The organism is Enterobacter sp. QK-SA4 (assembly GCF_056856775.1).
The window spans coordinates 2,014,491-2,026,864 of sequence record NZ_JBXFXH010000007.1 but is presented as its reverse complement, the minus strand read 5'-3'; the positions used below and the strand labels follow the sequence as shown (position 1 = coordinate 2,026,864).

At 60.8% G+C, this 12,374-nt stretch carries 6 protein-coding genes; 2 read left to right on the top strand and 4 right to left on the bottom strand.

Annotated features, from left to right (window positions below):
- Window positions 1–251: 251 nt before the first annotated feature.
- Window positions 252–1,649: a NarK family nitrate/nitrite MFS transporter gene (locus AC1VYI_RS11175; RefSeq protein ID WP_482881160.1), complete on the bottom strand. Its 1,398-nt coding sequence runs from the start codon at window positions 1,647–1,649 to the stop codon at window positions 252–254.
- 309 nt (window positions 1,650–1,958) lie between these two features.
- On the opposite strand from AC1VYI_RS11175, the gene narX reads away from it, so the two are divergent.
- Window positions 1,959–3,755, top strand: coding sequence for a nitrate/nitrite two-component system sensor histidine kinase NarX (gene narX / locus AC1VYI_RS11170; protein ID WP_023312112.1), 1,797 nt, complete (start codon window positions 1,959–1,961; stop codon window positions 3,753–3,755).
- Window positions 3,748–4,398, top strand: coding sequence for a two-component system response regulator NarL (narL, locus tag AC1VYI_RS11165; RefSeq protein WP_008499531.1), 651 nt, complete (start codon window positions 3,748–3,750; stop codon window positions 4,396–4,398). The genes narX and narL overlap by 8 nt, the downstream gene beginning before the upstream one ends.
- 3 nt (window positions 4,399–4,401) lie before the next feature.
- Here the strand turns inward: narL and AC1VYI_RS11160 are convergent, their stop codons facing one another.
- From AC1VYI_RS11160 to nirB, 3 genes are read right to left on the bottom strand one after another with little or no spacing between them, the layout of a single operon-like run.
- Window positions 4,402–5,808, bottom strand: a complete 1,407-nt coding sequence (locus AC1VYI_RS11160; RefSeq protein ID WP_023312113.1) for a YchO/YchP family invasin — start codon at window positions 5,806–5,808, stop codon at window positions 4,402–4,404.
- Window positions 5,809–5,855: 47 nt separating this feature from the next.
- The gene (locus AC1VYI_RS11155; protein ID WP_226483939.1) at window positions 5,856–8,381 is read right to left on the bottom strand and encodes a nitrate reductase; all 2,526 of its coding nucleotides are present in this window, start codon (window positions 8,379–8,381) and stop codon (window positions 5,856–5,858) included.
- The gene (gene nirB, locus AC1VYI_RS11150; RefSeq protein WP_226483941.1) at window positions 8,378–12,364 is read right to left on the bottom strand and encodes a nitrite reductase large subunit NirB; all 3,987 of its coding nucleotides are present in this window, start codon (window positions 12,362–12,364) and stop codon (window positions 8,378–8,380) included. The genes AC1VYI_RS11155 and nirB overlap by 4 nt, the downstream gene beginning before the upstream one ends.
- Window positions 12,365–12,374 lie beyond the last annotated feature (10 nt).

Below are 12,374 nucleotides of genomic sequence, written 5' to 3'. Positions count from 1 at the left end.
TATACCAAATACCACCAAAGCGGTATCTTCAAAAAATTCATATCAATATGAAATATATAGTTATTTTTAATTTATCGTACAAAAAACCAGTCAACATTTAACATCTCAGGTATTAAGGGGTAGACCCACCTGCAAAGCGATGGCGATCACAGTGCCGCCGCAGGCGTCTGCCGTAAAAGCCGTAAGTATGTTGTAACTATTATGCTGGAAAAAAAACGCGGCCCGAAGGCCGCGTAAACGGATAATCACACTTACTTATTTTTCTTGGTATTACGGCCATATACCAGCCACGTAATCACGACGCAGGCGATATAGAAGACGAGGAAAACTTTCATGGCGCCGGCCGGTGAGCCGGTCAGATCCAGAGAGATACCGAACGCTTTCGGGATAAAGAAGCCGCCAATCGCGCCGATGGCAGAGATAAAGCCCAGCGCTGCGGCCGTATCCGTCGCCGCTTCGCGCATGGCCTGCTCTTCGCTCCCGCCCTGCGCCTTCACGCGATCCATGGTCAGCTTACGGAAGATCACGGAGATCATCTGGAAGGTGGATGCACTCCCCAGCCCGGCCGTCAGGAACAGCACCATAAATACGCCGAAGAAGGCGATGAAGTTACCACCCTGTCCGTCGGCGGGCAGCGTCAGGAACAGCAGCGCGCAGAAGACTGCCATCACGACGAAGTTGACCAGCGTCACGCGGGTACCGCCCAGGCGGTCAGAGACCATGCCGCCCAACGAGCGAGCAAGGGCGCCAATAAATGGACCGAAGAAGGCGAACTGCAGGATCTGCACGTCCGGGAACTGCGTTTTCGACAGCATCGCGAAGCCCGCCGAGAAGCCGATAAACGAACCGAAGGTTGCCAGATACAGCAGCGCCATCACCCAGAGGTGTCCACGCTTCAGCACCGGAAGCTGCTCGCTCAGAGACGCTTTCGACGCGGACAGGTCATTCATAAAGAACCAGGCTGCGAGGGTGAAGATCACCAGGAACGGCACCCAAATCCACGCTGCGTTTTGCAGGTACAGATAAGAACCATTCGCCTGTTCAACGCCACCGCCGCCAAAGGCCGCAAAAATGGAGACCGAGATCGCCAGCGGGGCAATGAGCTGCATCACGCTAACGCCCATATTCCCCAGGCCGCCGTTAATACCCAGCGCGCCGCCCTGCTTCGCTTTCGGGAAGAAGAAGCTGATGTTCGCCATGCTGGAGGCGAAGTTCGCGCCCGCAAAACCGCACAGCAGGGAGATAATCACAAATACGCTAAACGGCGTAGAGGTATCCTGCACCGCGAAGCCGAGCCACACGCAGGGGACGATCATGATGCCCGTACTGAACGCCGTCCAGCGACGACCGCCAAACACCGGCACCATAAACGCGTAAGGTACACGCAGCAGCGCGCCGGACAGCGACGGCAGCGCGGTCAGCATGAACAGCTGATCGGTCGTAAACGTGGAGCCGACTTTCGGCAAGTTTACCGCCACCGCGCTAAACAACATCCATACGCAAAACGCTAATAACAAGCACGGCACGGAAATCCACAGATTCCGGCTGGCTACACGATGGCCGCGCTGTTGCCAGAACGCCGGATCCTCTGGACGCCAGTCAGTAATAACGGCACCATTTTCCCTTTCGGGAGCGGATGAGTGACTCATAGACACCTCTGATTCTCGAATGATGCTGCAAACATTAGGGTTTTAGGGCGGCGGTAAGTTGATATAAATCAAAGGAAAAGTGGGAGGATTTGCGGCGCAAAAAAAGGTCTTATCCTTAGTGAGTAGGCAAATTCGGTAAAAAAGACGTGGTTTTTCACGGCACTGAAGGTTCCTGGCTACCTCCACCTCCTTCCCCCTACTCCGTTGGCAATTTAGGGGTAATCCTTTATTGGTATGGGTATACTCCAGGGTATGCACCAGAATAGCGCCATTCCTGCAAGCAGGCCACGTCAGGAGCACGCCACCTCTATGTTAAAAAGATGTTTATCTCCGCTGACGCTCGTGAATCAGCTCGCTCTGATTGTTTTGCTGTCCACCGCCATCGGCGTGACCGGCATGGCGATCTCCGGCTGGCTGGTACAGGGCGTACAGGGTAATGCGCATGCCATCAACGAGGCAGGCTCGCTACGCATGCAGAGTTATCGCCTGCTGGCGTCGGTCCCCCTGACGCAGGACGATCGGCCCCTGATTGATGAGATGGAGCGCACGGTCTTCAGCCCCGAGCTGGAAAACGCCGCCATCCGCGCCGGTCAGCAATCCCAGCTTAACGCCCTTCAGGGCTACTGGCACACCCAACTGCAGCCCGGGCTGAAACAGGCGCGAAGCACAGAAACCGTTGCGCAAGACGTCGCGGGGTTCGTCTCACGTATTGATGCGCTGGTCTCCGCTTTTGACCAGACAACCGAATTACGCATCGACCGGGTGGTGATGGTGCACCGCGCAATGGCGCTGTTTATGGGGCTGCTGCTGATCTTCACCATCGTCTGGCTGCGCGCGCGGCTGCTGAACCCGTGGAAACAGCTGCTTGCAATGGCCCGCGCGGTGACCGCACGCGATTTTACCCAGCGCACGCACATCAGCGGGCGCAACGAGATGGCCATGCTCGGCCAGGCGCTCAACACCATGTCGGCAGAGCTCTCCGAGAGCTACGCGGTGCTGGAACAGCGCGTTCAGGAAAAAACGGCCGGACTGGAGCAGAAAAACGAGATCCTCTCCTTCCTGTGGCAGGCCAACCGTCGTCTGCACATGCAGGTGCCGCTCTGCGAGCGCCTCTCTCCGGTGCTGAACGGCCTGCAAAATCTGACCCTCCTTCACGACCTTGAGCTGCGCGTCTACGACGTGGAAGACGAAGATAACCATCAGGAATTTACCTGTCAGTCGGATATGTCCTGCGATGACAAAGGCTGCCATCTTTGCCCTCGCGGCCTGCCGCCTCTGACGTCCGGCGGCACCACTCTCAAGTGGCGTCTGACCGACAGCCACACCCAGTACGGTATTCTGCTGGCAACGCTGCCAGCCGGGCGTCACCTGAGCCACGACCAGCAGCAGCTGGTTGATACGCTGGTCGAACAGCTCACGGCCACGCTGGCGCTCGACAGGCATCAGGAAAAGCAGCAGCAGCTGATCGTCATGGAAGAGCGCGCGACCATCGCCCGCGAGCTTCACGACTCGATTGCCCAGTCGCTCTCCTGTATGAAAATGCAGGTGAGCTGCCTGCAGATGCAGGATGCGGAGATGCCCGAAAGCAACAAGCAGCTGCTGAGCCAGATCCGCAACGAGCTGAACACCTCCTGGATACAGCTGCGCGAGCTGCTGACTACCTTCCGTCTGCAGCTGACCGAGCCGGGGCTGCGCCCGGCGCTGGAATCCAGCTGCCAGGAATTTAGCGCCCGGCTTGGCTTCCCGGTGAAGCTGGATTACCAGCTGCCGCCGCGGCTTGTCCCTTCCCATCAGGCGATTCATCTGCTGCAGATCGCCCGCGAAGCGCTGAGCAACGTGCTTAAACACGCTGAAGCAACAGCGGTCACGGTCACCGTCAGCCAGCACGACAATCAGGTCAAACTGACGGTTCACGACAACGGCCGCGGCGTGCCGGAAAATGCCGAACGCACTAACCACTATGGTTTAATTATTATGCGAGACCGCGCCCAAAGCCTGCGCGGTGATTGCCAGGTTCGCCGGAGAGAGACGGGCGGCACGGAAGTTGTTGTCACCTTTATTCCCGAGAAACCGCTTACAACTGCTCAAGGAGAAACCCATGACTAATCAGGAACCGGCATCCATCCTGCTGATCGACGACCATCCGATGCTGCGTACTGGCGTGAAACAGCTGGTCAGCATGGCGCCCGATATCACCGTGGTGGGCGAAGCCAGCAACGGTGAACAGGGCATTGAGCTTGCCGAATCCCTCGATCCCGACCTGATCCTGCTCGATCTGAATATGCCCGGCATGAACGGTCTGGAAACCCTCGACAAGCTGCGGGAAAAATCGCTTTCCGGGCGCATCGTCGTCTTTAGCGTGTCGAACCATGAAGAGGATGTGGTCACGGCGCTGAAGCGCGGGGCGGATGGTTATCTGCTCAAGGATATGGAGCCGGAAGACTTGCTTAAGGCGCTGCAGCAGGCCGCGGCGGGCGAGATGGTTCTCAGCGAAGCCTTAACGCCGGTGCTGGCCGCCAGCCTGCGCGCCAATCGCGCCACCTCTGACCGCGACGTCAGCCAGTTAACGCCGCGCGAGCGCGATATTCTCAAACTCATTGCCCAGGGGCTGCCTAACAAGATGATCGCCCGCCGCCTGGACATCACCGAAAGCACGGTCAAAGTGCACGTGAAGCATATGCTGAAGAAAATGAAGCTTAAATCCCGCGTTGAAGCCGCGGTGTGGGTGCATCAGGAACGCATTTTTTAAGGATTACTCCTCCGGCAGAAGCTTCCAGCGCGGGTCGTTGTCGGGCAATGCGACCAGCGGCTGCACGACTGTCAGCACGATCTCATTGGACGAGACGCGCTGGCCTTTCTCATCTTCCACCACCGCCGACAGGTGCCAGCGGTTTGTTGCCCCTTCACCGTCATTCCAGGCAGGCATAATCACACTCCAGCCGTCGCTGCTGTTGCTTTTGGCCGGCGACGTCAGGCTCAGCGCCTGCGTATCCCCCTGCCAGTGGATCTGACGAATGCCGTTCGCGCTGCGAACCTGAAGCTTCAGCATAACGGTCTCGCCCCCTTTCAGATCCCACGGCGGCGTTGCCAGCCAGACGGACAGCGTTTTACGCTGGCGGAACTCCATTACCGGCAGGCTATTGCGCTCCGGCGAGTCGTAGCGGCTTCCGCGCAGGGAGCGCGTGGCGGCGACTTCACCGGCGGAAAGCTGCTTCACCAGCGGCACGCCAAAGCGATAGTTGAGCTTCAGCCCGAGGTTATTCTGGCTCTCGCCACTTTCGCCCTGCTTGTGCGCGGCGGTCAGGGTGACCAGCGGAACGGGGGTATAGTTAAGCCCCAGATTCACCGCCACCGGATTGTGATAGCCCGTTCCGCTGTTGAAGAGATCGACGTTATCGCCAAAGTATTGCTCGAAGCTCACGCTGGTATTCAGATGATGGAACCACGGCAGCCAGGCTTTAGCGGTGACGTCATATCCGCGCGCCATACGCTGCTCCTGGACGTCGGAGCGGTCGCGCCAGCCGGCAAAGGGCTGATAATAGTTCGCTGACAGGCGCAGATTTTCCCCCCACGCTTCCGCGCCCAGCCCGGCACGCTGCAGGTTTTCATCCAGGAGGTTATCGTAAAAGGTGTTGTAACCCAGCAGCCATTTCCCGGCGATCCAGCGCTGACCAATTCCTGCGTTACTGACCAGGCCATCCGTCTGCTGGGTCAGGCCAAGCTGGCTCCAGCTCAGATAACGGTTGTTATCGTTCCAGGGGATAAACCAGCTCCCGCTGCTGCCGTTAAATTTGCCATCGTTATCCACCAGTAGGTTCACGCTGGCGTTCCCCCAGGGCGAAAGCCAGGATTCAATCTGCTGGTTCACTTCGCCGCTTACCGCGTCGCGCACCTGACCAAACGCGAACTGACGCGCCTGCTCGCCCGTTGTCAGGCCATTGTCGGTCATGCTGGCTTCACCAAAGGCTTTCGCCATTTCGGCCAGGTGTTTTTCCCCCTCCCCGGTTGGGGCGGCCATACCGAGGTCAGGCAGATTATCCCCGTCATTATCAAAGGGATTTTGTGCCTGCTGGATAAAGGAATTCGGCGCACCGTGAACGGCTCCGACCGTAAGAAGGGGGAGTAAAAACAGCAAACGAATGCGGGACGATACAGCCATCAACGTCGTCAATAAGAACCTGTGTTTATGAATAAACTCTTATTATGTTAACGCGATAAGCCCTGAAATGCAGTCCTGGCGGACATTTCAGGATTATCCTGAAACAGCCCTTTCAGCTCCGGCACGCAGGAACCACAGTTCGTACCACAGCGCAGCTTCGCCCCCAGCGCGGTTACGGAATCACACCCGCCAACGATCGCCTCCCGTATCGTATTCTCCCCGACGCTGAAACAGCTGCAGATGATGCGTCCCGGATCCGCTTCCTTCCCGACGCTCTGTCCGTTCAGCAAGGCGTGACGTTCTGAGGCCAGCACGGGTGGGGATTGAAAAGCGGCTTCAATCACCGTATGCGCCAGCGCCGGTAACGCAGTGCCCTCCCAGAAGCCCAGCATCAGCTGGCCTTCATGCCAGGCCAGCACGCTGCTGCGTTCGCCGGTTTGCGCAACCTGCAGCTGCCAGCCCCGGACGCCGGCGTAATCCATTACCCACGACAGCAGCGGTTGATCGCCCGCCACCGTCAGGCGTGAGGCTTTACGCCACCAGTAAGCCGAAGAGGGCATTTCCGGCCATTCCCGGGCATAGAGTTCCCCCTGCCAGGCGGGCTGCCACGGCAGAATTCTGACCGCGGTTTGTTTACTCTCCGGCTGGCCAGAAACCGGATCGCAGCGCCCTTCCACCAGCGCATTCACCTTTCCCTGGCGGGAAAACTCAGCGTTCCAGTGCATCGGGGCAAACGCCTCGCCTTCCCGTATCCCGTCATTGATTCGTACTCTGACGACCATCACGCCGCGCGGCGAGCTGATGCGCGCCAGCTGGCCGTCGCACAGGGAAAACCGAACCGCGTCTGCGGGGCAAACCTCAACAAACGGTTCGGCGATATGCTGCATCAGTCTGGCCACGTATCCCGTTCGGGTCATGGTATGCCACTGATCGCGTATGCGCCCCGAGTTGAGAATCAGCGGGTACAACGCGCTGACCGTCGCACCGTGCGACAGAGGGTTAACGGGAACGATGTTTCGGCGCGGAAAATTCCCCGTCGGCCACTGATAAGGCTCAAGCTGATCCCACTCCTCACGGGTTAGCGCAGCCAGTTCATGAAGATTAAATGCCCGCGCGCCGTCATTTTCAAAGGCCGTCAACGCTGCATGTTCGCAAAAAATCTCGTGCGGATGTTGCCAGGCAAAGGCCTCGCCGTAGCCCAGCCGTTTCGCCATCTGCGCGACGATCCACCAGTCCGGCTTCGCTTCGCCCGGCGCAGGCAGAAACGCGCGCTGGCGCGAAATGCGACGCTCGGAATTGGTCACCGTCCCGTCCTTCTCTCCCCAGCCCAGCGCCGGAAAACGGATATGGGCGAACCGGCTGGTATCTGTATCGTTCATCACCTCAGAGACCATCACCAGCGGGCAGCCCGCCAGCGCCTGACACACCGCGTGGCTGTCCGGCAGCGACACGGCAGGGTTGGTGCCCATAATCCACACCGCCTTCACCTCACCGCGGGCAATGGCGTCAAACAGCTCCACCGCCATCAGGCCCGGCGTCTGCGCCAGCCGTTCCGTTCCCCAGAAACGCGCCACCCGCGAAAGATCGTCCGGCTCAAAGTTCATGTGTGCCGCCAGCTGGTTCGCCAGTCCGCCAACTTCCCGTCCGCCCATCGCGTTTGGCTGTCCGGTCAGCGAAAACGGGCCGCAGCCCGGACGGTTGAACTTCCCGCTGGTAAGATGAACGTTAATGATGGCGTTACACTTGTCGCTGCCGCTGGTGGACTGGTTGATCCCCATGGTGTAGAGCGTGATGGCCCGGGGCGCTGTCATAAACCAGTCGTAAAAGGTGCCAATATCCTGCGGCGAGAGGCCGCAAAACGCCGCCACGCGCTCAACAGGCCACTCATCCGTTCCCTGAATCACATTAAGCAGACCGACAAACAGCCCGGCGTCGCTGCCGGGGGCGAGCACCAGATGCAGGTCAGCAATATCACATGTGGCGGTTCTGCGCGGATCGATTACCACCACCTTCATCTGCGGGTTGTTGCGCTTCGCCTGCACCAGCCGCTGATAGAGCACCGGATGCGTCCAGGCCGCGTTCGAGCCAGCCAGCACCACCAGATCGCTGTTTTCCACATCCTCATAGCTGCACGGCACCACGTCTTCGCCAAAGGCGCGCTTGTAGCCCACCACCGCCGAGGACATACAGAGCCGGGAGTTAGTATCGATGTTTGCCGCACCGATAAACCCTTTCATCAGCTTGTTGGCGGCGTAGTAGTCCTCGGTAAGCAATTGTCCGGAGGCGTAAAACGCCACCGCCTGCGGTCCCCATGTGTCGATAATCTCCCGCAGACGCTCCCCCGCCGCGTTCAGCGCCTGCGCCCAGTCCACCTCAAGGCCGTCAACGACCGGGCGCAAAAGCCGCCCCTGTAAGCCCGTCGTTTCCCCCAGGGCCGATCCTTTCACGCACAGGCGACCCAGGTTCGCTGGATGGGTTTCATCTCCCCGAACGCTAACCGCTTCACCTTCCATGCGCGCGACCACGCCGCAGCCGACCCCGCAGTAGGGGCACGTTGTCCGGGTTTCCGTCATGAGGCCTCCGCACGCATTACCAGGGCGTCGCTGCCAACCCACACCTTGCCGTTTTCAATTTTCACCGGCCAGGCGCGCACCGCGGGTTCGCCGTTCTCTGCCTGACAGCCGTCGCGCAGGCGAATGCGCTGCTTGTAGAGCGGTGAAATCACCACCGGCTCGCCCGCCGCATCGCCAAGAATGCCGCGTGAAAGCACGTTCGCCTCGCCGCCCGGCTCCCGATCGTCGAGGGCGTAAACGGTTTTGCCAAAGCGGAAGAGCGCAATCGGCTTACGTCCAAGCCGCGCGCCGATGCCCGCCTGCTCGGGGATATCGTCGATGCCGCAGATTTCCTGCCAGCGCTTGCTTTCATCCGGCGCGGTCTCGTTCACCGTCGTGCGGAACAGCGCCAGACGGTTGGGATCGCTGAGCGTGGTTTGCCATTCGCACTGATAGGTTTCCACCACCCGGGCCATCTCCTGCTCCAGCTCGTGGGCGATGCCGAGGCTGTCGTTGAGGATCACCTCGCGCAGATAGTCGAGGCCGCCCTCAAGGTTGTCCATCCAGGTGCTGGTGCGCTGCAGGCGATCCGCCGTGCGGATGTAAAACATCAGGAAACGGTCGACGGTGCGGATCAGCGTTTCGTCGTCCAGATCGCTGGCGAAGAGATCCGCGTGGCGCGGCTTCATCCCGCCGTTGCCGCACAGATAGAGGTTCCAGCCTTTATCGGTGGCAATCACCCCCACGTCTTTGCTCTGCGCCTCCGCGCACTCGCGGGTGCAGCCGGAGACCGCCATTTTGATTTTGTGCGGCGCGCGCAGCCCCTTGTAGCGGTGCTCAAGCCTGACCGCGAGGCCGGTGGAGTCCTGCACCCCGTAGCGGCACCAGGTTGAACCGACGCAGGATTTCACCGTGCGCAGGGATTTCCCGTAAGCGTGCCCGGTTTCAAACCCGGCCTCGACCAGCGCCTGCCAGATCTCAGGCAGCTGTTCCAGAGTGGCGCCGAAAAGGTCGATTCGCTGTCCGCCGGTAATTTTGCTGTACAGGCTGTAGCGTTTCGCAATCTGGCCGATGGCGATCAGCCCGTCGGCGGTCACTTCCCCTGCGGGTATGCGCGGCACGATGGAGTAGGTGCCGTCCTTCTGGATGTTGGCGAAGTAGCGGTCGTTGGTGTCCTGCAGCGGCAGGTGTGCCGGTTTCAGCAGATACTCGTTCCAGCAGGAGGCGAGCACCGATCCCACCAGCGGCTTGCAGATCTCACATCCGTGCCCCTGTCCGTAGCGGCTGATAAGCTGGTCAAAGGTGCGGATATGGTTGACGCGCACGAGGTGGTAAATCTCCTGGCGCGAGTACGGGAAGTGCTCGCAGATGTCCTTTTTCACCTCCACGCCCTGCTCCGCCAGCTGGAACTCCATCACCTGCTTCACCAGCGCGCTACATCCCCCGCAGCCGGTCGCCGCTTTGGTGCACTGCTTAACGGCGCCGATATCCGCCGCGCCCGAGCTCACCGCCCGGCAGATATCGCCTTTGCTGACGTTATGACACGAACAGATTTGCGCGCTTTCCGGCAGCGCCGCCACGCCGAGCGCTTTCGGCGCGCTGCCTGACGACGCGGGTAAAATGAGCGTTTCCGGCTCTTTCGGCAGGCTGATGCCGTTAAGCATCATCTGCACCAGCGTGGCGTATTCGCTGGCGTCACCCACCAGCACGCCGCCGAGCAACGTTTTGCCGTCGTGGCTGACCACGATTTTCTTGTAGATTTGCTGCGGGCCGTGCGTCCACTGATAGCTCAGCGCCCCCGGCGTGCGCCCGTGGGCGTCGCCGAACGAGGCCACGTCCACGCCGAGTAGCTTGAGTTTGGTGCTCATATCCGCGCCGGTGAAGGTTTTATCCTCTCCCGCCAGCGCGGCGGCGGCCACCCGCGCCATTTGATAGCCGGGCGCAACCAGCCCGAAGATTTTCCCCTCCCACAGGGCGCATTCACCAATGGCCAGCACGTCCGGATCGGAGGTGCGACAGCCGTCGTCAATGCAGATCCCGCCGCGTTCGCCGATAGCCAGCCCGCTGCTGCGCGCCAGCGCGTCCTGCGGACGAATGCCGGCAGAAAAGACCACCATGTCCGTTTCCAGCTGTTCGCCATCGGCAAAGCGCAGCACCAGCCCGCTGTCCGCCGTGGCGATCTCCGTTGTCGCTTTACTGGTGTGAACGCCGACGCCCAGCGCCTCAATTTTCTTGCGCAGCATCGCCGCGCCGTCGTTGTCGAGCTGGACCGCCATCAGGTTGGGCGCAAACTCAACCAAGTGGGTTTCCAGCCCGAGCTGCTTCAGGGCATTCGCCGCCTCCAGCCCGAGCAGGCCGCCGCCAATCACCACGCCGCGGCGCGAGCCCGCCGCATGTGCAGCAATGTTGTCCAGGTCGTCAAGGGTGCGGTAGACAAAACAGCCCGGCAAATCGTTGCCCGGCACGGGCGGCACGAACGGGTATGAGCCGGTCGCCAGCACCAGCTTGTCCCAGTGGGTTTCGTGCCCGCTGGCGGTGCGCACCACGCGCGCGTCGCGATCGATAGCGACGACCTGCTGCGACAGGCGCAGCTCAATGCCGTTGTCGACAAAGAAATCCTCCTCCACCAGCGAAAGCGACGCCGCGCTGCGGCCGCCAAAATATTCCGACAGATGCACGCGGTCGTAGGCGGCATAGCGCTCCTCGCCAAAGACAACGATCTGATACTGCTGATGCAGATTGCGGTTAACGCAGTCTTCGAGAAAATGATGGCCGACCATACCGTGCCCAACCACCACCAGAGTAGGTTTTGTCATAGCATTCTGTCCTGCAACCTGCGGTTGCGTAGTGAAACGATCGAACAGCCAGTCCGCGTGCGCGGGCGCAGCCGTTGCCAGTAAATCGGTAAATGTTGCCGCGCTGCGGCAGTCGCCCATCAGCAGTACGCCAGCCAGCGCCCCTTGATTGATCAGTAAACGGCGATAGTGACGGGTCAGCGGATCCCATGCGCTCCAGACCACGTCGCCCTCCTGCTCTGCCGCGCGACCGAGACTGAACAGCTCCACGCCGGTCACCTTGAGGCGCATCCCGCTGTCGGTCAGGGTAAACGGCGCGGTGACGTCTCCGGCCAGCCGGGCGGCAAGGATATCCGCCTGCGCCAGACAGGGGGCGACCAGGCCAAACGTCTGACCGTCAATTTCGCAGCACTCGCCAATGGCGTAGACGTCCGGCTCGGAGGTTTGCATCTGGCGATCCACCACGATGCCGCGCGCGCAGCGAATGCCGCTGGCCTGCGCCAGCGTGACGCTGGGCTGCACGCCGGTCGCTAGCACCACGCGCGCGGCGGCGATTCTGCGTCCGTTCAGCAGCGTCACGCTATTCCCGTCAATCGCCGCGATGCCAGAGGCGAGCTCACAGCGCACGCCCCGCGCCGCCAGCGCCTCTTCCAGCAGCACGCCCGCCTGCTCATCCAGCTGCTGCTCCATCAGCCACGGACCGCGATGAACAAGCGTGACCTCGTCACCTGAACGCGCCAGCGCAGCCGCCGCCTCAACCCCGAGCACGCCGCCGCCCAGCACCACCGCCGGACCGGCGATCGCCTGAATGGCCCGGGTATCTGCCAGGGTACGGAACGTGAACACATGCGGCGCATCGCAGCCGCGAATTGGCGGAACAAAGGGCGTTGATCCGGTGGCAAACACCAGCGCATCCCAGCCCAGCGTGCGGGCAGTGGTTTGCACTTCCCGCGCGTCCACGTTCACGGCGAGCGCCTTTTCGCCCCGCAGCACCGTCACGCCCCGTTCCTGGTACCAGTCGTCATTCTGAAGACTGATGCCCGCCGCCGTTTTTTCACCGCCCAGCACCGGCGAAAGCTGGATGCGGTTATAGGCATGCTCCGGCTCATCACCGATGACGGTAATTGCGAAACGATCGGCAGCACGCCCGGTGAGCGAGGCAATCAGCCGCGTGGCCGCCATGCCATTTCCGATAATGACCAGTCGCATCAAAGCCCCC